Source organism: Micromonospora sp. NBC_01699 (assembly GCF_036250065.1).
Classification (GTDB): Bacteria; Actinomycetota; Actinomycetes; order Mycobacteriales; family Micromonosporaceae; genus Micromonospora_G.
The window spans coordinates 281,693-302,008 of the sequence record NZ_CP109199.1 but is presented as its reverse complement, the minus strand read 5'-3'; the positions used below and the strand labels follow the sequence as shown (position 1 = coordinate 302,008).

General features: G+C 70.3%; 18 protein-coding genes and 2 pseudogenes. 9 read left to right on the top strand and 11 right to left on the bottom strand.

The features are described 5' to 3' along the window. The first annotated feature begins 26 nt into the window (after positions 1-26). Positions 27-200 carry a DUF397 domain-containing protein gene (locus OG792_RS01415; protein WP_442932358.1) on the top strand — a complete coding sequence of 58 codons (174 nt, stop codon included), beginning with the start codon at positions 27-29 and terminating at the stop codon, positions 198-200. A gap of 87 nt (positions 201-287) precedes the next feature. Here OG792_RS01415 and OG792_RS01410 read toward each other — a convergent pair whose 3' ends face one another. The 7 genes and pseudogenes from OG792_RS01410 to ssd all read right to left on the bottom strand — a co-directional run bounded on the left by OG792_RS01410 (position 288) and on the right by ssd (position 5,350). Further along, positions 288-641, bottom strand: a complete 354-nt coding sequence (locus tag OG792_RS01410; protein WP_442932357.1) for an Rv3654c family TadE-like protein — start codon at positions 639-641, stop codon at positions 288-290. A gap of 38 nt (positions 642-679) precedes the next feature. Then, a complete protein-coding gene (locus OG792_RS01405) occupies positions 680-1,048 on the bottom strand; it encodes a TadE family type IV pilus minor pilin (protein ID WP_329106574.1) in 369 nt (122 codons plus the stop codon). Further along, positions 1,045-1,173: a DUF4244 domain-containing protein gene (locus tag OG792_RS01400; protein WP_442932434.1), complete on the bottom strand. Its 129-nt coding sequence runs from the start codon at positions 1,171-1,173 to the stop codon at positions 1,045-1,047. Before OG792_RS01400 ends, OG792_RS01405 begins: the two co-directional genes overlap by 4 nt. Before the next feature lie 67 nt (positions 1,174-1,240). Further along, positions 1,241-2,065 (bottom strand): type II secretion system F family protein, encoded by an 825-nt coding sequence (locus OG792_RS01395; RefSeq protein WP_329106573.1) that lies wholly within the window; start codon positions 2,063-2,065, stop codon positions 1,241-1,243. Continuing rightward, positions 2,065-2,625 (bottom strand): annotated as a pseudogene (locus OG792_RS01390) (type II secretion system F family protein); the annotation flags it as partial. The pseudogene OG792_RS01390 and the gene OG792_RS01395, both read right to left, overlap by 1 nt. A 440-nt stretch (positions 2,626-3,065) precedes the next feature. Next, positions 3,066-4,298 (bottom strand): annotated as a pseudogene (locus tag OG792_RS01385) (TadA family conjugal transfer-associated ATPase); the annotation flags it as partial. Further along, positions 4,295-5,350, bottom strand: a complete 1,056-nt coding sequence (gene ssd, locus OG792_RS01380; protein ID WP_329111042.1) for a septum site-determining protein Ssd — start codon at positions 5,348-5,350, stop codon at positions 4,295-4,297. The pseudogene OG792_RS01385 and the gene ssd, both read right to left, overlap by 4 nt. A 382-nt stretch (positions 5,351-5,732) precedes the next feature. On the opposite strand from ssd, the gene OG792_RS01375 reads away from it, so the two are divergent. Further along, complete coding sequence (locus OG792_RS01375; protein ID WP_329106572.1) at positions 5,733-6,767, top strand: alpha/beta hydrolase; 1,035 nt, start codon at positions 5,733-5,735, stop codon at positions 6,765-6,767. 413 nt (positions 6,768-7,180) lie between these two features. After that, a complete protein-coding gene (locus OG792_RS01370) occupies positions 7,181-8,002 on the top strand; it encodes an HAD family hydrolase (RefSeq protein WP_329106570.1) in 822 nt (273 codons plus the stop codon). Positions 8,003-8,005: 3 nt separating this feature from the next. On the opposite strand, the gene OG792_RS01365 is transcribed toward OG792_RS01370, so the two are convergent. Further along, positions 8,006-8,752, bottom strand: a complete 747-nt coding sequence (locus tag OG792_RS01365) for an oxidoreductase (RefSeq protein WP_329106568.1) — start codon at positions 8,750-8,752, stop codon at positions 8,006-8,008. A 269-nt stretch (positions 8,753-9,021) separates the two neighbouring features. On the opposite strand from OG792_RS01365, the gene acs reads away from it, so the two are divergent. Then, a complete protein-coding gene (acs, locus tag OG792_RS01360) occupies positions 9,022-10,986 on the top strand; it encodes an acetate--CoA ligase (RefSeq protein WP_329106566.1) in 1,965 nt (654 codons plus the stop codon). Between the two features lie 322 nt (positions 10,987-11,308). Then, entirely contained in the window at positions 11,309-13,645 is a 2,337-nt protein-coding gene (locus tag OG792_RS01355) for an immune inhibitor A domain-containing protein (RefSeq protein ID WP_329106564.1), read from the top strand. 96 nt (positions 13,646-13,741) lie between these two features. Here the strand turns inward: OG792_RS01355 and OG792_RS01350 are convergent, their stop codons facing one another. After that, positions 13,742-14,911, bottom strand: a complete 1,170-nt coding sequence (locus tag OG792_RS01350) for a C45 family peptidase (protein WP_329106563.1) — start codon at positions 14,909-14,911, stop codon at positions 13,742-13,744. Between the two features lie 135 nt (positions 14,912-15,046). On the opposite strand from OG792_RS01350, the gene OG792_RS01345 reads away from it, so the two are divergent. From OG792_RS01345 to OG792_RS01330, 4 genes are all read left to right on the top strand, one after another. Then, entirely contained in the window at positions 15,047-15,991 is a 945-nt protein-coding gene (locus OG792_RS01345) for an alpha/beta fold hydrolase (RefSeq protein ID WP_329106561.1), read from the top strand. A gap of 144 nt (positions 15,992-16,135) precedes the next feature. Then, positions 16,136-16,339, top strand: coding sequence for a hypothetical protein (locus OG792_RS01340; RefSeq protein WP_329106560.1), 204 nt, complete (start codon positions 16,136-16,138; stop codon positions 16,337-16,339). Between the two features lies 1 nt (position 16,340). Further along, positions 16,341-16,865, top strand: coding sequence for a DUF6879 family protein (locus tag OG792_RS01335; protein WP_329106558.1), 525 nt, complete (start codon positions 16,341-16,343; stop codon positions 16,863-16,865). A gap of 80 nt (positions 16,866-16,945) precedes the next feature. Beyond that, entirely contained in the window at positions 16,946-18,985 is a 2,040-nt protein-coding gene (locus OG792_RS01330; RefSeq protein WP_329106557.1) for a tetratricopeptide repeat protein, read from the top strand. A 115-nt stretch (positions 18,986-19,100) separates the two neighbouring features. Here OG792_RS01330 and OG792_RS01325 read toward each other — a convergent pair whose 3' ends face one another. Both OG792_RS01325 and OG792_RS01320 read right to left on the bottom strand, forming a co-directional pair. After that, positions 19,101-19,289, bottom strand: coding sequence for a DUF397 domain-containing protein (locus tag OG792_RS01325; protein WP_329106555.1), 189 nt, complete (start codon positions 19,287-19,289; stop codon positions 19,101-19,103). Next, positions 19,280-20,080, bottom strand: coding sequence for a helix-turn-helix domain-containing protein (locus tag OG792_RS01320; protein ID WP_329106553.1), 801 nt, complete (start codon positions 20,078-20,080; stop codon positions 19,280-19,282). Before OG792_RS01320 ends, OG792_RS01325 begins: the two co-directional genes overlap by 10 nt. Between the last annotated feature and the right edge of the window lie 236 nt (positions 20,081-20,316).

The window sequence follows — 20,316 nt, the reverse complement described above, 5'->3', positions numbered from 1 at the left end:
ATGGGATCTATCCCCACTCACGCAGCTTGGCAGAGTCGAGCAGGTCATCATCTAACGGGCAGTGCACCGAGGTACGCGACCGGAGCGTTGCCATCGACGTGCGCGACTCGAAAGACCCAAGCGGCCCGATGCTGACCTTCAGCCCGGTCGCCTGGGCTGCCTTCACCGAAGGCATCAAGGACGGCGTGATCGCCCCGTAAGGGCGTCCCATCCGGCCTCATCTATCAGCGAGCCCCCTGTCGATCCTGATAGGGGGCCGCTGCCCAAGTGTTTGCGGAAGGGCCAACTCAACCTCGGACGGGGCCGGCGCGGGCGGTAGCCCGTGCGGCGCGGGCCAGGCCCGGTAGCGGGGTCACCGCCACCTCGACCACGAGTTGCAGGTCGAGTCCGTCCACCGTGCAGTCGAGCATCCGGCCGCCGTTCGCGGTGACCAGGTCGGCCGCGCGGGCGCAGGCCACGGCCGGGCCGTCGAGCGTACGGGCGGCGCCGGCCAGGGCGCCGAAGTCGGCCGCCACCCTCGCCCGGTGCTTGGCGACCCGGGCCGCCCCGACGGCTGCCCCGGCCAGACCAGCCATGACCAGCGTCAACCCGACCGCGAGCAGCCACAGCGACGCGCTCCCCCGATCGCGTCGACCCCCCATCGGGCGTCGGCTGGGGTTGACGGACGGCCAGACCCGGCTCATGGCAGCGGTTCCGGGTTGCCCGGTTCCACGGCGGCCACCGCACTCGCCGTGACGGTCAGGCGAGGGAGTCGGGTGCCGAAGGCGCGGATCGGTGCCCGTACGGTCGCGACGACCCGCTCGCCCGCGACGGTGACCGCCACGGTGGCGCCCGGCGGTGCGGATCCGGTTCCGGCCGGCACTCCGGGTTCGCCCCGGGAGGCGGCGAGTGCCGCCTCCCGAGCCGCGTCCACACATTGGGCCTTGATGGTCACCGCGCCGACGGCGGCCAGCCCGACGAGCAGCAGCATCACCAGCGCCGGTAGACCGGCCGCCAACTCGGCGGTGAACGAGCCCCGGTCGCCCTCGGCCCACCGGCGCCCGGTCACTTCAGCGCCCGGTCGATCACGGCGGTCAACGCCGACTGAACGCTTCCGCTGGTCAGAACCTTGAGCAGGATGCCGGCGAACGCGACGGCGGCAAGCGTGCCGACGGCGTACTCGGCGGTGTTCATCCCGGCGTCGCCACGCAGCCGGGCCCTCAGTTTGCGGATCACGGTCTTCCCCTTCTCTCGTACGGACTCAGAGCACGTCGCCGAGTACGGCGACGATCACCGGCACCAGGCCGGCGAGAATGAAGGCAGGCAGGAAACACAGCCCGAGTGGCAGCACGATCAGCACGCCGGCTCGCCGGGCCGCCGCCTCGACCGTGATGGCCCGGTCGGCGCGCAGGTCGTCGGCGAGCCGGGTCAGCGCTCCGGCGAGTGCGGCACCGCTGGTGGACGTACGGATGGCAGCGGCGGTGAGGCGGTCCCCGCCGGGAACGGAGCCGAGATGGGACCACGCCTCCTCCGGTTCACCGCCAAGGCGCAGCGTCCGGCCGACCCGGTGCAGCCGCTCGCCCAGCGGGCCGCCGAGGGCCTCGGCGACCGACACCACCGCCCGGTCGACCGGGGCGCCGGCGCGCAGCGCGGCGGCGAGCAGATCGGCGCCGAGCGGTAGGTCGGCGGCCTCGCGCAGCCGCAACCGGCGGGCGCCGGCCGGTTCGAGTCGGCGCAACAGCCGGTCGCTGAGCACCCCGACCAGCACTCCGACCACCGCTCCGGTCCAGCCACCGAGCACGACCGCGACGGCCAGTCCACCGAACCCGGCCCCGAACCGGATCGGATCCGGCCGCCACCGACCATCTCCGGTGTCACGTGCACCACCCCCGGATCCGCTGTGGTTGGCGCCGTTCCCGCTCCTGCCGTCCGTGCCGCCCGAACCGTCGGCGCCGTGCGCCGGACGACGGTCCAGGTCGAGCCGGAACAGGCGGCGCCGGGTGGACCGTGCGCCGGGCCGGCCGGCGACGAGGACGAGTCCGGCAGCGCCGGCCAGGCCGAGGACCAGTGCCGTCGAGGTCGACATCAGACCGCCCGCAGAGCGCTGCCGGCGAGCCGGTCGGCCCAGGCCAGGCCCGCGAGTTGCAGCAGGATGGCACCGACCGCGCAGCCGGCTCCGATCGGCGTACGCAGCAGCACGGCGAGCGGGTCGACGCCGATGCCGTAGCCGAGCGCGATGCCGCCCAGGGGTAACCCGGCGAGCAGCATCGCGGTCGCTCGGGCCCCGGCCGCCTGGGCGGCGGCAGCGGCGAGTCCCCGGTCCATCGCACGGGCGTCGGCCTCGATCCGCTCCAGCAGATCGGCCAACGGCGCACCCGTCTGCTCGGCGAGCCGGACCGCCGCTCGGGCCAACCCGTCAATCCGCTCCGCCGGACCGGTCGCGGTCGATGTCGTGCGCGCGGGCGAGGGCGTACCGGCGGGCGGTACCGAATCCGGGTCCGGCGCGAACGCGTTGGTGATCGGCAGGCCGGCGCGCAGGTCGGCGGCGAGCGCGCAGAGTTTGTCCAGTTGCCGGCGGCGTGCGCGTTCCGCCGCTCGTCCGGTACGCCGACGCAGCGCGGCCCGTACGGCGAGCCCGCCGTACGCCAGTGCGGCGAACCCGGCGACCGGTCCGGCGAGTACGGCTCCGACAACCGCCGCGAACCCGGCGACAACCACCACGACCCGCTTCGGCGCACCGTCCACCCAGCCGGGCGCAGCGATCCGCCGCCCGAGTACCGCGATCCGCCGCCCGGACACCGCCCGGCCGGTGTCCCCGGCCCCGGCGTGACGGGTGCCGCCGGACGACGGTCCGATGATCGCCCGCCAACGTGCCCGGTTGCCCACCGGTGACCAGGCCACCAGCCCCGCCGCGACAACCAGGCAGGCCGCGACGAACCACCAGCCGGCGCTCACGCCCGACCTGCCGTTCCGGGCAACGGCACCGGCGCCCGGCCCGACTCCGCAGGTTGGAGCACCGGCGCCCGGCCCGACTCCGCGGGTTGGAGCAGCGGCGATCGGCTCGACTCCACGGGCTGGAGCAGCGGCGCCCGGCCGGGCTCCGCAGGTTGGAGCAGCACCGCCGGTACGGGCACCGCCCGATCGGCGAGGAGTCGGGCCAGGGCGGTGGCAGCCGGTCCGGCGCCCTCACCCCGTCGCCAGGCCGGTACGACGGTGACCAGTCGTTCCCGCCCGCTGGGCAGCAGCAGGCAGACGGCTTCCAGCACCCGTCCCCGGTCGGTGCGGCGTACCTGCAACAGCACCTGTAGGGCGGCGGTGACCTGCGCGTGCAGGGCGGCTCGGGGGAGGCCGCCGAGCAGGCCGAGCGCCTCCAGCCGGGCCGGTACGTCCGCCGGGGCGTTGGCGTGCAGGGTGCCCGCCCCGCCGTCGTGCCCGGTGTTCAGGGCGGCGAGCAGGTCGACCACCTCGGCGCCCCGGCACTCGCCCACCACTATCCGGTCCGGGCGCATCCGCAGCGCCTGGCGGACCAGGTCACTGAGCCCGACGGTGCCGCTGCCCTCCACGTTGGCCGTGCGCGCCTGGAGGCCGACCACGTGCGGGTGCACCGGGCGCAGTTCGGCGGCGTCCTCGACCAGCACTATCCGTTCGGTCGGCGGGACCAGCCCGAGCAGCGTGTTGAGCAGGGTGGTCTTGCCGGAACCGGTGCCGCCGACGACCAGGTACGCCAACCGGGCGGCTACCACGGCGGCGAGCAGCGGTGCCGCCGACCGGGGCACGGTGCCGTGGTGGACGAGTTCGTCCAGGGTGAACGGGCGCTGCCGGAAGGTACGCAGCGACAGGTACGGCCCGTCGGTCGCCACCGGCGGCAGTACGGCGTGCAGCCTGGTCCCGTCCGGCAGCCGCCCGTCGACGTACGGGGATCCCTCGTCGAGGCGCCTGCCGCAGCCGGCGGCGAGCCGCTGGGCCAGCCGGCGTACGTCGTCGCGGCTGCCGAGTGCGACCGTCACCGGTTGCAGTCCCCGTCCCCGATCGACCCACACCCGTACGCCGTTGACCAGGACGTCGGTGACGTCGGGGTCGGCGAGCAGCGGGGCGAGCGGGCCGGCGCCGACGAGGTCGTCGTGCACCTGACCGGCCATCCGGAGCACGGTGGTGTCGCCCAGCACCGCCGCACCGGGCTCGTCGCGTACGGCGGCGACGACGGTGGCCGGGGTGATCGCCGTACCGTCGGCGGCGAACCGTCGGCGGACCCGGCCGGCCAGTTCCCCGCCGACCGGACCCGCGCCGCCGGGGCCGGTGGGACGGACCCGGCCGGTCATGCCGCGCCCGTGTTCGACTGGTCGTCGAGTTCGGTGAGCAGGCGCTGGCAGAGGGTGGCGAGCGGGCCCCGGCCGCTGGACGCGGGCGCCTCGCCACGCTCCAGGCCACGGCTGAGCCCCGGCTCCGGTCGCAGCGTGCCGGCCAGCGGCAGGCCGAGCGCACGGGCGACCTCACGGGCCTTCAGCCGGCCGGGGGCCGGGCCGCGCACGATGACCGTCAGTTCGGCGCAGTGCAGACCGGCGACGGCGACGACCCGCGCGGCCGCCGCGGTTGCCCGCAGTTCGGCCGGCACCACGAGGAACGCCCGGTCGGCGGCCTGCAAGGCGATCACGGCCGGGTCGTCGAGTTGTCGCGGCAGGTCGACGATGACCAGGTCACGGCCGCGACGGCCGGCGTCCATGGTGGCCGCCATCGCCTCGGCCGGCAGGCTGAACGCCTCGCCCCGGTCCCAGGAGAGCATGACCAGGTCGCCCCGGCTCGGAAGGGCTCGGACCAGGGCCGGTGCGTCGACCCGGCCGTCGGCTTCGGTGAGCGCCGGCCAGCGCAGTCCTTCGAGTTGTTCCCAGCCGAGCACCAGGTCGAGTCCGCCGCCGAGCGGGTCGGCGTCGACCAGCAGGGTGCGCAGCCCGCCCCGGGCGGCGGTGACCGCGAGGCCACCGGCGAGCACGCTCGCGCCGGCGCCGCCCCGGCCGCCGATGACCGCGACCACCCGGCCGAGTCCGGTGCCGGCCGAGCCGGGTACGCCCTCGGCGAACCGGTCCACCAGCCACGGTTCGGCCGCCGGCAGCATCGCCACGTGTTCGGCCCCGATCAGTTCGGCGAGCTCCCAGCCGGGGTCGCCGGGCCGGGACCGGCCGACCAGCACCACCCGGGGGCGGCGCGGCAGCCGGGCCCGCAGGCAGGACTGCGCCTGGTCGATGCCGACCATGACCAGGGGTGCGGCGGCCCAGCGGGGACGTGCCGCGGCCGGGTCGGCGACCACCTCGACCTCGGTGCCGCCGGCCGCGGCGAGCCGGAGCAGTTCGTCGAGCAGGTCACCGTCCGAGGTCAGGACCAGCGGCAGGCGGGGTCCGGGATGGACCGGGGTACGGGCGGGCATCGGGTCTCCAGCGGCGGGCGTCGGTACGGGTTGACCGACACACCCTGGAACGGGCGGCGCGTCACCGTCCCCACCTCCGGCGCCGCCTGTGGATAACCGACCCGCCTGTGGAAAACGTCCGGGATCGGGGGTGATCTGCTATGAAACCCCGGACTTCCAGGAGCAAAGCGGACACGAAGCCGAGTTGATCCACAAGCCCGGTCGCGCGAATTCCCACCCTGGCGGAGGCATCCGGAGATCGACCATCAGCCCCGGTAGACCGCCCGGATTCGGGTACCCACCCCGCGGAGCAGCCGCCACCGCAGCAGCTCCGGGCTGCGCGAGAGGAGCGACCATGGCTCAGTCCGTCGGCACCGTCGTACTCGAACCGGCCGCCCACGAATTCGCCAGGATGACCTCGCAGCCGCCCTTCCTGCACCAGCTCACGCCGAGCGAGGGCCGCACCAGACTCACCGACCTCCAGTCCAGCGGCATCGCCCGACCGGCCGTCGACTCGGAGAACCTGATGGTTCCCGGCGGCCCCGCCGGCCAGGTGCCGGTACGCATCGTGCGCCCGCCCCGCAGCGGCGGATCGGACGGCGGGAACAGACTGACCGACCGGGTACGCGGCCTGATGAGTTCACGCGCCAGCCAGCGGGCGACGCCGGTCATCCTCTACATCCACGGCGGCGGCTGGGTGTACGGGGACTCGTTCACCCACGACCGGCTGATCCGGGAGATCGCGGTCCAGGCCGATGCGGCCGTCGTCTTCCCGGAGTACAGCCGCTCACCCGAGGCGCAGTTCCCGACGGCGCTGGAGGAGTGTTACGCGGTAGCGGAATGGATCACCGAGCAGGGCTCGGAGTTCGGCCTCGACCCGGCCCGGATCGCGATCGCCGCCGACTCGTCCGGCGCCAACATCGCCGCGGTGATCACCCTGTTGGCCAGGCAGCGGGGCGGGCCGCAGTTCCGGCACCAGGTGCTCTGGTACCCGGTCACCGACGCGGACTTCGACACGGGTACGTACCGGGAGTTCCAGAGCGGCTACTACCTGAGCCGGGACCAGATGATCTGGCACTGGGACCAGTACCTGCCCGACGCCAGTTGCCGTGACGACCCGATGGCCGCACCCCTGCGGGCCGACGTCGAGCAGCTCCGGGGACTGCCACCCGCGCTGGTCGTCACCGAGGAGGCCGACCCGCTGCGCGACGAGGGCGAGGCGTACGCGGCCAAGCTGCGCCGGGCCGGCGTACCGGTGACCCAGGTCCGCTACCAGGGCATGATCCACGACTTCGTCATGCTCGACACGTTGGCGACCACGAGCGCGGCCCGCGCCGCCACCGCGCAGGGCGCCCAGACACTGCGTACGGCGTTGCACGACGGCCCTTGACCGCTCCGGTACGCGGGCGCCGCCCCGGTCCGCCGGGCGACCGGGGCGGCGCCCCGCCGGTGACGAAGGGTCCAGCGGCCCACCTGCGGATAAGCGACGACCCCCGTCGGGGGGAGACGGGGGTCGTCTGGGGGTTCGGCTCCGGGGGGGTCGAGCCGAACCCACCTCAGCGGTCACGGGGGGTGCAACCGCCGAGAGTCTGCCGGGCACACGAGATATGAAAGTGTGTCGCGAAGACAAGCATGCCTGAGCGGACCTGTATACGTCGAGTGGCGCGATCTCCACTCACTGCAAAACCACGGCCGTTCGACGCGATCAGGCTCACCGCCGCCGGCTCCGGGGCCGGGGTGTCCGGGGCCACAGCCAGCCGGGTGCCCCCGCGCACCCGCCGACCATAGACCATCCGGCTAGACTTGCGCGCCGTGGGCCGAAGTGCCGCTTTTTTCGATCTGGACAAGACCGTCATCGCGAAGTCGAGCGCCCTGGCGTTCGGCAAGCCGTTCTACCGGGACGGCCTGATCTCGCGCCGGGACGTGGTCAAGTCCGCGTACGCCCAGCTGATGTTCCGGCTCGGCGGGATGAACGACCAGACGATGGCGCGTACCCGGGACTACCTGGCCGCGCTCACCAAGGGCTGGTCGGTGGACCAGGTCCGCCAGATCGTCGCCGAGACACTGCACGAGTTGATCAACCCCTACGTGTACGCCGAAGCCGCCGCCCTGATCGAGGAGCACCAGGCGGCCGGTCGGGACGTGGTGCTGGTCTCCGCCTCGGGTGAGGAACTGGTCCGCCCGATCGGTGAACTGCTCGGCGTGACCGACGTGATCGCCACCCGGATGGCGGTCCGGGACGGCCGGTACAGCGGCGAGGTCGAGTTCTACGCCGCCGGGGCGGCCAAGGTCAGCGGGGTGGCGGAACTCGCCGAAGCGCGCGGTTACGACCTCGCCGAGTCGTACGCGTACTCCGACTCGATCAGTGACCGGCCGTTGTTGGAGTGTGTCGGGCATCCCACGGCGGTCAACCCGGACCGGGCGCTGCGCAAACTCGCCACCGAGAACGCCTGGCCGGTGCTGGAGTTCCGGCACCCGGTGCCACTGGGTCGTCGGCTGCGGGAGCGACCCGCGGTGCCGGTGGCCGCAGCCGCGCTCGGGGTCGGGGTGGGGGTCGCCATCGGCATCGCCTGGTACGGCCGCCACCGCCGGACCCGTACCACCACGTCGGCGCAGAAGGGCTGAGGTTCAGGCGGCGGCGAGCACCTCGTCGCCGACCAGGCCGATCTGCTCGGCACCGATCTCCACCGCCGTCGCGCAGTGCCGCAGCCAGGAACGCACCCCGTCCGGCGTGCCGGTCGCGAACGCCCCGGCGGCGCCGACGTACTCGGGGGACCGGTCATGGTGGCCCACGTCGACCGCCACCAGGCCGCGCGGGTCGAATCCGCTGGCGAGCAGGGTCAGCCGGGCGGCGGCTCGGGCGACCACCCCGGACGGGCCGGCGAACGGGCGCAGGGCGAGCAGTTCGCCGTGCACCACGGCGGCCAGCACCAGCGGATCCACCCTCGTCCCGCCGGTCAGCAGCCCGGCCAGGCCGTCCAGCCGGGCGCCGGTCGACGGGTCGGCGACCGGTCGGCCGAGTTCGTGCTCCGGCAGCACGTCCCGGGCGGCGAGCACGTGCAGCCGGGCCAGCACCTGCCGGGGCGCCCGGGTCCACAGGTCGGCGAGGCCGGGCAGCGCCCCGGCGACCCGCAGCGCGCCCTGGAGCACCGGGTCGGTGACGGTGCCGCCGCGTACGGCTTCGCGCTCGTGCTCGTACCCCTCAAGCGCGGCGCTGGCCACCGCGGACCGGAGGCTGATCTCGGCCGCGACCCGGCCACCGTGCCGGCGCAGCGCGCGGTGTCGCAGGGCCTGGTCGACCCGCTCGCGGGCCCGGTCGACGGCGGGCCCGACGTCGGCGAGGGTGAGCAGCGGGGCGAGCGGGTCGGTGGTCACGACCCTCACGCTAGCGACCCGCCGGGCGGCCGGTGGCGGCAGCCGGCGCACCGCCCGCGACCGGGGGATCGACCCGCGCACACCGGCTCCCGCGCGGGTCGGTGGACCGGCCGGCGCGCGACGGCGTTCACTCGGCGCGCCGGACGACCCGGCGACCCGGCCAGCGCTCGCACCACCGGTGAGGGCGCCGTTAACCTCCTACCGAGACGCATCTCACGCTGACCCCGAGGAGCCCCACCGATGAGCGAACAGATGAGCGAGCACCGCGCATGAGCGAGACCCTGGCGAACCTGTTGCAGGAGACGCGGGAGTTCCCGCCCCCGGCGGAGCTGGCCGCCGCCGCCAATGTCACCGCCGCCGCGTACGCCGAGGCCGCCGACGACCGGCTCGCCTTCTGGGCGCAGCAGGCCAGCCGGCTGGACTGGGCCAAGCCGTGGGACGAGATCCTGGACTGGTCGAACCCGCCGTTCGCGAAGTGGTTCGTCGGTGGGGAACTGAACGTCGCCTACAACTGCCTCGATCGGCACGTGGCCGCCGGTCGCGGCGACAAGGTCGCCATCCACTGGGAGGGCGAGCCCGGCGACACCCGCACCCTCACCTACGCCGACCTGCACGAGCTGACCTGCCGGGCGGCCAACGCCCTGACCGACCTGGGCGTCACCGCCGGTGACCGGGTGGCGATCTACCTGCCGATGATCCCGGAGGCCGCGGTCGCGATGCTGGCCTGCGCCCGGATCGGCGCGACCCACAGCGTCGTCTTCGGCGGCTTCTCCGCCGATGCGTTGAGCAACCGGATCCAGGACGCCAGCGCCAAGGTGGTGATCACCGCCGACGGTGGCTACCGGCGCGGCAAGCCGTCGGCGCTCAAGCCGACCGTGGACGAGGCGGTCGCCGCCTCCCCGACCATCGAGCACGTGCTGGTGGTCCGGCGGACCGGCCAGGAGGTGGCCTGGACCGACCGGGACCACTGGTGGCACGAGACGGTGGAAACCGCGTCGGCCGAGCACACCGCCGCCGCGTTCGACGCCGAGCACCCGCTGTTCATCCTCTACACCAGCGGTACGACCGCCCGCCCGAAGGGCATCCTGCACACCACCGGCGGTTACCTGACCCAGGCGGCGTACACCCATCACGCGGTGTTCGACCTGAAGCCGGAGACGGACGTCTACTGGTGCACCGCCGACATCGGCTGGGTCACCGGGCACTCCTACATCGTGTACGGCCCCCTGGCCAACGGCGCCACCCAGGTCATGTACGAGGGCACCCCGGACACCCCGCACAAGGGCCGGTTCTGGGAGATCGTCGACAGGTACGGCGTGAGCATCCTCTACACCGCGCCGACCCTGATCCGCACCATGATGAAGTGGGGCGACGACATCCCGCAGGGTTACGACCTGTCGTCGCTGCGGGTGCTCGGCAGCGTCGGTGAGCCGATCAACCCCGAGGCGTGGATGTGGTACCGGGAGCACGTCGGCCGGGACCGGGCCCCGATCGTGGACACCTGGTGGCAGACCGAGACCGGCGCCATCATGATCTCCCCGCTGCCGGGGGTGACCAACACCAAGCCGGGCAGCGCGATGTCGCCGCTGCCGGGCATCAGCGCCGACGTCGTCGACGACCAGGGCGAGTCGGTGCCGAACGGCGGCGGTGGCTACCTGGTGCTGCGCGAGCCGTGGCCGTCGATGCTGCGCACCATCTGGGGCGACGACGAGCGCTTCATCGACACGTACTGGTCCCGGTTCCAGGGCATGTACTTCGCCGGTGACGGGGCGAAGAAGGACGACGACGGGCACCTGTGGCTGCTCGGCCGGGTGGACGACGTGATGCTGGTGTCCGGGCACAACATCTCCACCACCGAGGTCGAGTCGGCGCTCGTCTCGCACCCGTCGGTGGCCGAGGCGGCGGTCGTCGGTGCCACCGACCCGACCACCGGGCAGGCGATCGTCGCGTTCACCATCCCGCGCGGCAACGTCGACACCGCGGGCGAGGCCGGCGAGGCGCTCATCACCGAGCTGCGCAACCACGTCGCCCGTACGCTCGGGCCGATCGCGAAGCCGCGACAGATCATGCTCGTACCCGAGTTGCCGAAGACCCGGTCCGGCAAAATCATGCGGCGGTTGTTGCGGGACGTGGCCGAGAACCGATCTCTCGGTGACGTCACCACGCTCCAGGACTCGTCGGTAATGGAAATGATTTCCTCCGGGCTACAGTCCGGGAAGTCCGACGAGGACTGATCGGCGACACAGACGACCTGATGGGCGCGGCTCCCGAAGGAGCCGCGCCCATTTCCGTGCCCGTGACTCCGATTCACCGACCATCGGAAGCGGTCGCTGTCAAGTCGGCCGATTCCACGTCGCTGAGAATTCCGACGCTTGCCCCACCTGGCCTGAGTCCGGGTAAACATCGCAGCACCTTCTATCTGTGACCCGTGACATCGGTGCATCGATCTGCAAAGGTAGTCACGATCATGAGTGACAGGTGTCGCGCCCTGTGCCGAGTTCCTGTCACATTCCACGAAGGGAGGAGGACCCTTTGAGGAGAGATGTCACCGCAGGCATGGCAAGCGTTGCCGCAGCCGTCCTGGCGGCTGGTTTCGTTTCCGTTCCGGCGTACGGCGCCCCCAAGCCGTCGCCCACGTCGTCCGCACGGGTTACCAACGCCGATCAGGACCCCACGGCGTCGCACCGCGAGGACAACCTGCCCCACCCGCTCGGTGACCAGCAGGACGCCCTGCGCCGCGAGGCGATCGCCGACCTGCTCTCCGGCAAGTCGGCACCGCAGCAGCGCAACGGCTCCGAGGTCGTCAAGGTCAAGGGCAACCGCTGGGTCGAGGTGAAGAAGAAGCCGGCCAAGGTCGACCCGATCTTCTCGATCCTGGTGGAGTTCGGCGACCAGGTGGACCCGCTGTACGGCGGCGGTGCCGGCCCCACGCACAACCAGATCGAAGAACCGGACCGGGTCTGGAACGGGGACGCCACCGACAACAACACCACGCTCTGGCAGGAGAACTTCAACCGCCAGAGCTACCTGGACCTGATGTACTCCAAGACGAAGGAGTCGATGGCCTCCTTCTACCTGGACCAGTCCGGGGGCAAGTACACCGTCGGTGGCGACGTCAGCGACTGGGTCACCGTGCCGTACAACGAGGCGCGCTACGGCAGCAACAACGTCGTGGAGAGCGAGGGCGAGGTCTACTGGCCGTTCGTCGAGGACACCGCGCAGGCGTGGTACGACTCGCAGCTCGCGGCCGGCAAGACCAAGGCCCAGATCACCGAGTACCTGAAGCAGTTCGACATCTGGGACCGGTACGACTTCGACGGCGACGGCAACTTCAACGAGCCGGACGGCTACATCGACCACTTCCAGGCGATCCACGCCGGTGAGGGTGAAGAGGCCGGCGGCGGTGCCCAGGGTGAGGACGCGATCTGGTCGCACCGCTGGTACGCGTACCCGACCCGGATGGGCGACACCGGCCCGTCGTACAACGAGCGGGGCGGGGTGCCGCTGGGCGACTCCGGAATCTGGATCGGTGACTACACCACCGAGCCGGAGAACGGTGGCCTGGGTGTGTTCGCGCACGAGTTCGGCCACGACCTCGGTCTGCCGGACCTGTACGACACCACCAACCGTACCGAGAACGGCACCGGATTCTGGTCGCTGATGAGCGGTGGGTCCTGGCTGAGCAAGGGCGGCGACAACATCGGCTCCAACCCGGGCTACATGGGCCCGTGGGAGAAGCTGTTCCTCGGCTGGCTCGACTACAAGGTGGTCAACCAGGGCGAGGGGACGAAGTACCACATTCTCGGCCCAGCGGGTGACAACGACGGTCTGCTGCCCCAGGCCGTGGTGGTCAACCTGCCCACCGCCCGGAAGTACATCGAGTACAACACCCCCACCTCCGGCCAGAACGAGTGGTGGACCGGCAGCGCCGACGACCTGGACATCAAGCTGACCAGGGACCTCGACCTGACCGGCGCCACCACGGCCGCGGTGACCACCAAGGGCTGGTACGACATCGAGGAGGGCTACGACTTCCTCTTCGCCCAGGTGTCGGTCGACGGTGGGCAGAAGTGGCTCCAGGTCGGTAACCGGATCGACGGTAACTCCGGCGGCTGGCAGGACCTGAGCTGGGACCTGACGCCGTACGTGGGTCAGAACGTCAAGTTCCGGTTCCGTTACTACTCCGACGGCGGTTACCACCTGGCCGGTGCCTTCCTCGACGACATCAAGCTGTTGAAGAACGGCGCGGTGGCGTGGAGCGACGACGTCGAGTCGGGTGACAACGGCTGGACGCCCGCCGGCTGGAGCCGCTTCGGCGGCACCGTGGACGAGCAGGTGCCGCGCTTCTACATCGCGGAGAACCGGCAGTACGTCGGGTACGACAAGGGGCTCAAGGTCGGCCCGTACAACTACGGCTTCACCAACACGAAGCCGGACTGGGTCGAGCGGTTCCCGTACCAGGACGGCCTGTTGATCTGGCAGGTCGACTACAGCCAGGAGGACAACAACACCTCGTCCCACCCGGGCCGGGGTCTGGTGTTGCCGGTCGACGCACGGCCGACGCCGATCGCCTGGCCGGGCACCTGCGCCGTGACGGCGTACAACCCGCAGGGGCTGTGTCTGCTGGCCAACCGGCGGCAGCCGTTCGACGCGACCTTCGGTCGGCAGAAGACCGACGCGTTGACCCTGCACCGGCTCGGCGTTCCGTTGGCGATCCCGTCGAAGCCGGGCGTCCCGACGTTCGACGACTCGGACCCGAACCGCTACTGGTCCGCGGCGAACCCGGCTCACTCGGTCAAGGTCGCCGGCACCGGCACCAAGATCGAGGTTGTGCTGGAGCTCGGTCTGCCGATCGGCACCAGCCTGATCAAGGTGAGCACGCCGAGAGGCTGACACCCGAGAACAGGTAAGAACAGAAGGGCCGGTGCCGCGTACTGCGGCACCGGCCCTTCTCACTGCTCAGGACGTCAGCGGGTGAAGCCCAGGACGTCAGCGGGTGAGGCTGAGCCAGCCGTACTCGTGGCCGCACGGCGGGCCGGAGGCGATGCCCAGCCGCAGGTCGTCCAGGTCGAGCAGGACCGAGTAGACGGTTTCGGACCGGTCCGCGAGCGCGTCCCGCTCGTCCACGTGCCGGCAGATGGCGTGCGGGAAACTCGCGTGGTCGCCGAAGAGGTCGGCGAGGTCTTCCTCGGTCACCTTCCGCGCCTGGGCGGCGGGCGCGAGCAGTCGCCGGGCCCGCGCCGAGCGGAACATCGACGAGCCGCCGTAGTCCTTCATGGTGTCGTGCACCCGTACCCCGGACTCCAGGTGGTTGGCGTGCGTCAGCAGACCGTCGGCCGGGTGCAGCCAGCCCGCGTCACCGGGTACGAGTTCCAGGTCGATGAGCTCGCCACCGGCCTCGCCGGCCTGCCCGAGCAGCAGGTTGATGGAACTGTTCCGGGTGCCCCGCATCGCCGCCTTGAACGCCCCGGCCAGGGTGTCCGCCTCCAGCGCCGCCCGCAGCAGCACGTGGTACGGCACGCCGGGCGGCGTACCGTCGGTGGGCAGGCCGTCGCGGTCGCAGCCGAGCATGTTGACGCAGACCCCGACGCCGGCCGAGTTGAGCCCGGTCTTGGCGAGCATGCCCGCCTCGGCCAGCGCGAGCACGGTCAGCCCCCGCTCGTCGCGGGTGGCGAGCAGCACCATCGCCTCGCGCTGGTCCGGATGCCAGTCCCAGTTCTGCCCGAGCAGCAGGTTGCCGCTGGCGGTGTGGGTGCCCAGCACCCCGGCCACGGTGCAACCACCGTCCCGCCCGTCCACCGGTACCGCTGCCGCCGGACCGGCCGCCGTGGTGCTCCCGTAGATCAGCTCGGTGCGGGCGTTGAGCGCGTAGATCTCGCCCACCCCGACCCCGGCGCCCTCGGCCACCCCGTCGAGCATCTGCGCCACCCGTGGGTGGAACTGCTCGGTCGTACGCCGGAACGCCTCACCCGCCGCGCGCACGGCGGCCAGGTCGAGTCCCGCCTCGACCCGGAACCGGCGCAGGTAGAGGTCCAGGTTCGCGGCGATGAGCGAGCGGGCTGCGACGCCGTACTCGAAGCCGCATTGCTCGGGGGTGCCCTGCACCCGGATCACGGGAACGGGCAGGTGGGCGAAGGTTCCGTCGTCAGCGGAAATCATGCCCCGCACGATATCCGCATCCGGCGAAGACGTTCACCGGAAAATTCGACGCCATTTCCGTGACATCCCCGACGATCCCCTGATCTGTGCCGCCGTACGGGACGCAGGCGCTGGTCGGGGGCCTAGGCTGTGCGGATGAGCGATCAGCGAGGCGGTGGCCGGCAGCCGGTCGTCGACGAATCCCGTGTGCTGGTGGACGGCCCCTGGACGCATCGCTTCGTCGGCGCCAACGGCAGCAGGTTCCACGTGGTCGAGGCGGGCAGCGGCCCGCTGGTGCTCTTCCTGCACGGTTTTCCCGAGTTCTGGTGGGCCTGGCACGAGATGCTGCCCGCCGTGGCGGACGCCGGCTACCGGGCGGTCGCGGTGGATCTGCGCGGTTACGGCGCGAGCGACAAGCCACCCCGGGGGTACGACGGCTACACGCTCGCCGCCGACGTCGCCGGCCTGATCAGGGGGCTCGGTGAACGTTCCGCCGTGGTCGTAGGTGCCGGTTTCGGGGGCATGGTCGGCTGGACCACCGCCGCTTTCCACCCGGGTCTGGTCCGCCGGCTGGTGGTGCTCGGCGCACCGCACCCGCTGCGGCTGCGTACGGCCGTCTTCGCCGACCCGCGCGGGCAGTTCCGGGCCGCGACGCCGACGCTGAAGTTCCAGCTCCCCCGCTACGAGCACGTGCTGACGAAGGACAACGCGGCCCTGGTCGGCCACTTCCTGCGCCGCTGGGGCGGCGAGCGGTGGGTCTCCAGTGACTCGTTCGAGGCGTACGCGGACCGCTGTCGGGAGGCGATGCGGATCCCGCAGGCGGCCTTCTGCGCGCTGGAGGGTTACCGCTGGGCGTTCCGTTCGGTGCTGCGGTTGCAGGGCTACCGGTTCGTCCGGCTGATGCAGGAGCCGCTGGTCACCCCGACTCTCCAGTTGCACGGCGCACTGGACCGGGGCGTGCTGCCCCGCACCGCCCAGGGCTCCGGCCGGTACGTGACCGCCCCGTACGAGTGGCGATTGTTGGACGGGGTCGGTCACTTCCCCCACCTGGAGGCGCCGGACCTGGTCCTCGGCGAAATCCTCCGCTGGGCCAAGTCCTGACCCCCGTGTTTTCACCAGGTCATTCGGTCCAGCGGTCCAAATTCATCGACATGCGTAATCAGAAGACGAAGTCTTGACGTCGGCAGCCGCAGTGCGGTAACGATTTGTTGACGAAGAGATTGGGCCTCAACTGAGGAGCTGTCCGTGACCTTGAAGATCCTCAACACTACCGGATGCAACGGGGGGACCTGCCCCACCCTCTACGAGACCGAATCCGGGGACTTTCTGGTCCAAGGATTCATCGTCGAAGACTCCGGCACCATGGACGAGATCGGCACCGTACCGCAGGGCGAGGGCGTCGTTCGCGTACCCCGAGAGTTGTTGAGCAGCTTTCTTGGCAGGGAGTGAAGTGGAAGACCAGACATCATTCGACTTTCTCATGGAGCACTTCCGGACCAGCGCCTTCAGATTGGAAGTCCGAAGGTCGTACGGCGTCCCCTCCGAGGACGCCGCCTTCCAGACGTTTCTTGACGGCGGGGATCCGGGAATCGACTGGCTGAGCGACTGGCTCGATGGCGCCCGGAAGAAGACCGCCGCCGGCAAACGGATCGAGAGGGTGCGCGTCATCGACAAGCCTCCCAGTGATTTTCTGCGCTTCGAGCTGTCCGTCACGCCACACAACATCGAGGCAGGCGAAGACATTCGCTACCTCCCGAGAGACATTGCAAGAGAGCTCGACTTGCCGAACGAAGACTTTTGGCTCTTCGACGCTACGACGGTTCTTATCTTGAATTTTGACGACAACGATCGTTTCAGCAGTATCGAGCCCGTCACCGAGTCGGCAAAGGTAGGACCCTACGTGTCGGCCCGCGACACAGCGTGGCAGCACGCGCTTCCCTACCGGGCCTACCTATCCGCAACCATCCAGCAGTGAATCGGGCTGTCTGGGCGGGATCGTGGTCAGCCTACGCGCCATGTTCCGGAGTGAACTCGGCAGCAGCAAGGTCTTGAACGATGACTGACTTCAGCACCGGATCGGAAGTCGCACGAACCTTGAGGAATGACTTCTCCGGACAGGCCGACACCGTCATCCAAGCCGGCAGCCTAACCGGCACCATCAACCTACAGGCACCCCGCAAGCCAGGCTTTCCGCGCCCACGGCAGCTACCGTCATCGGTGCCTAGCTTCGTCAACCGCAAGCTCGACCTGCACAGGCTGGACGCCGCACTGGAGCAATCGCTTCGGGCGCCCGGCTCCGAGAACTCCGCGATCGTCATATCTGCACTCTCCGGGCCCGCAGGTGTAGGAAAGACCGCCTTGGCCGTGTACTGGGCCCACCGTGCGCGGCACAGATTCCCGGACGGCGATCTCTTCGTCAATCTGCGTGGCTACGATGCCGGGCTTCCTGTCTCTCCTCAACAGGTCCTCGAATCTTTCCTGCGGGCACTGGATGTTCCCGCTCCCCGCATTCCGGCGAACGTCGATGAGCAGGCAGCGCTCTACCGGTCATTGGTTCTTGAGGCGCTTGCGCCGGGCGAGGCAGTTGCCCTACTGGAGGAGATTCTTGGTCAGGATCGTGTCGAGGCCGACCCCAACGGCGCGAGGGCTCTCGCCGAGCAGTGTTCATACCTTCCGCTCGCCCTACGCATAGTCGCCGACAAAGCCACCGCAGAACCGGGTATGACGTTGCGCGAGCTCGCAGCCCAGTTGGCCGCACATCGCAGGAGGCTCGACGGGTTCACCGTAGATGACGACCTGTCCGAGATGCGTGCGGTGTTCTCGTGGTCCTACCAGGCGCTGTCCACGGAGACCGCCCGCGTGTTCCGACTGCTGGGCGCTCACACCGCTCCAGATATCGGAACTCACGCGGTCGCCGCGCTGGCACAGATCTCGGTCGCCGAGGCGCGTAAGAGCCTTGGCGCACTTGCCGACATCCACCTGCTGACTCGGGCCGAGACCGACAGGTTCCGGATCCACGATCTGCTCCGCGCGTACGCCATTGAGCGTTTCGAGCACGAGGAGTCCGAGGCGCAACGCCTGGCCGCCAGCCGCCGCCTGCTCGACTGGTTCTTCGCTGCGGCCTACGAGAGCTATCGGACCATCCTGCCGCAGGGCCGGCTCTTCGCCCAGGTCGAGTTCGGGCGAGACGTGACCACGCTTCCTGTCTTCGCCGATCAGGCTTCGGCGGTCAAGTGGTGCGAGAGTCAGCATGCGAATCTCATGGATGCGATCAATACGGCCGAGGATCTCGGCTTCGACGATCTGCTGTGGAAGATCGCAGTCTCCTGCATGGCCTTTTTGGAGCGACTGTCCTATAGGACCGATTGGATAGTCAGTCACGAGAAGGCGGCGGCTGCGACGACGCGTCTTCACGACAGGGCCGCTCAGGGCTTCGTGTTGATGCTGCTGGGTGACGCGTACTGGTTCTGCGGGCGCCTGGAGGATGCGTTGTCGACGTACCTGAGTTCGGCTGCCGCCAGTCGGGACGCGCATGACAGGTGGACCGAGGGTTTCGCCCTGCGCGGCAGCGGGCTCGTACAGGAGGATCGGGGCAATTTTGCCGAGGCGACGTCGTTCTTCGAGGATGCCTTGAGGGTCTTCCGGTCAATCGGCGAGACCCGCGGCGAGGCAATGAGCCTGCTGAGCATCGGTAACGGACTCAGCGGCCTCGGCCGCCTGGACGAGGCGCTCAGCATGTACGGCGAAGCGCTTGAGGTGTGCCGGCGGATTACGAACCCTTGGATCCCCGGCATGGTGTCGTACCGGATCGGCCTGGTGCACGCCGCGCAGAACCAACACCTTCAGGCGGTCGAAGACTTCAAGCCGGCCATCGAGATTTTCAAGGAGCTCAAAGACCAAAGGCACCTCAGCCTCGCACTGCGCGACATCGGGTCCTCCTACCTCGCGACAGACCAACTCGCCGAGGCGCGCTCCAGCTGGCAACTCGCCCACGAACTGCTCACGACCCTTGACGACCCCGAGGCGGAGCACCTTGCCGCGAAGATCGCATCCTTGCCGTCCCAGGCCCTCGCCAGGTCGGAACAAGACGAGTGAATTCCGGGTAGGTCAAGCGTCGTAGTGCTTCGCCCTTCGATCGCCTCCGGACAGCCTTGGCCTCAGCCGCCGCCATGGTGGACGCCCAGCGGGTCGGGCGCCCACCTGACGACGACTAGCGCTGCTTGGTCAAGGCGACGAACGCGCGCCACGACTCGGGAGCGAAGCTCAGGGCCTGGCCCGACGGGTCCTTGCTGTCCCGCACGGCCACGACACCGGGCAGGTTGTCCGCGACCTCGACGCACTCGCCGCCGCTGGTGCCGCTGCGAGTGGACTTACGCCAGGTGGCGCCGGTCAGATCCATGGCTTCACCACTTCCTTGATCAGGTCCAGCGACTGCCGTCGTGACAGCGCCTCGCTACGCACACTCTCCCACCGCTCGAAGAGAATATCGAGCTGCGCCTGCCGATGCACCACGTTGCCGCCGAGCTGGCTTTCGAGGTCGCCGACCCAGGTGCCCTCGGGCAGCCCGGCAAGGGAAAACGGTCCCGACAGTCCGGCGTGGAGGACCAGGTCGAGCGGCAGGATGTGGACGCTGATGTTGGGCCGCTCCGCGCAGGCCAGCAGGTGCACCAACTGCTCGATCATAATTTTTTGGTACGCCTCGCCGACCCGCCGGACCACCGACTCGTCGATCACCGCGATGAGCTGCGGAACGGGCTCGCGCAGCAGGATCGCCTGCCGTTCGATCCGCGAGGCCACCCGCTGTTCGAGCTCGTCGTCGGTCAGTCGGGGATCGAGGCGCAGCACCGCGCGGGCGTAGTCGGCCGTCTGGAGCAGCCCCGGAATCAGGTTCGGCTGGAAGATCCGAAGCTGGATCGCCGACTGCTCGGCCTCCAGCCAGGGCTGGAACCACTCCGGGGCACCGAACCTGCGGACCAGCCGCTCGTAGACGCCCCCGGTGCGTAGGGCCCGATCGCCGCCGCGAACGAAGTCCATGGTCAGTGCCCGGGTGCCGTTCTCGACAGCGCTCACGTGCGACGCACTGAAGCCGGCGACCTTGCCGAACGCCTCCTGGGTCATCCGGGCGGCATCCCGCCCGCGACGCAGCTCCCCAACGATGAATTCAGCGAGTGGACCCGGTATCTCAGCCATTCTGCTTCCCCCAAAACTTGAGATCAACTATTCACGCCCACCCATGCGGGCCTTTCCGATCTGGCAACACCGCCCCGGTGGCCCGAATGACTCACGAGACTAAGCCCTGTCACGCCACAGTGTCATCAGCAGAACGCCTGGAGTTATCGACAAAGTCCTGCAAGGGACTGCATGGCTTACCGTGCCCTCTCCATCCGTGCACGCACCACCGGTGCGGCGCCTCCACAGAGGAAGGA

Excerpts from the sequence above, each read along its gene's own strand:
- OG792_RS01325 (WP_329106555.1), bottom strand. The coding sequence starts at position 19,289 with ATGGATCTGACCGGCGCCACCTGGCGTAAGTCCACTCGCAGCGGCACC.
- OG792_RS01400 (WP_442932434.1), bottom strand. The coding sequence starts at position 1,173 with ATGAACACCGCCGAGTACGCCGTCGGCACGCTTGCCGCCGTCGCGTTC.
- OG792_RS01395 (WP_329106573.1), bottom strand. The coding sequence starts at position 2,065 with ATGTCGACCTCGACGGCACTGGTCCTCGGCCTGGCCGGCGCTGCCGGA.
- OG792_RS01410 (WP_442932357.1), bottom strand. The coding sequence starts at position 641 with ATGGGGGGTCGACGCGATCGGGGGAGCGCGTCGCTGTGGCTGCTCGCG.
- OG792_RS01355 (WP_329106564.1), top strand. The coding sequence starts at position 11,309 with ATGGCAAGCGTTGCCGCAGCCGTCCTGGCGGCTGGTTTCGTTTCCGTT.
- OG792_RS01330 (WP_329106557.1), top strand. The coding sequence starts at position 16,946 with ATGACTGACTTCAGCACCGGATCGGAAGTCGCACGAACCTTGAGGAAT.
- OG792_RS01320 (WP_329106553.1), bottom strand. The coding sequence starts at position 20,080 with ATGGCTGAGATACCGGGTCCACTCGCTGAATTCATCGTTGGGGAGCTG.
- OG792_RS01375 (WP_329106572.1), top strand. The coding sequence starts at position 5,733 with ATGGCTCAGTCCGTCGGCACCGTCGTACTCGAACCGGCCGCCCACGAA.
- acs (WP_329106566.1), top strand. The coding sequence starts at position 9,022 with ATGAGCGAGACCCTGGCGAACCTGTTGCAGGAGACGCGGGAGTTCCCG.
- OG792_RS01345 (WP_329106561.1), top strand. The coding sequence starts at position 15,047 with ATGAGCGATCAGCGAGGCGGTGGCCGGCAGCCGGTCGTCGACGAATCC.
- OG792_RS01350 (WP_329106563.1), bottom strand. The coding sequence starts at position 14,911 with ATGATTTCCGCTGACGACGGAACCTTCGCCCACCTGCCCGTTCCCGTG.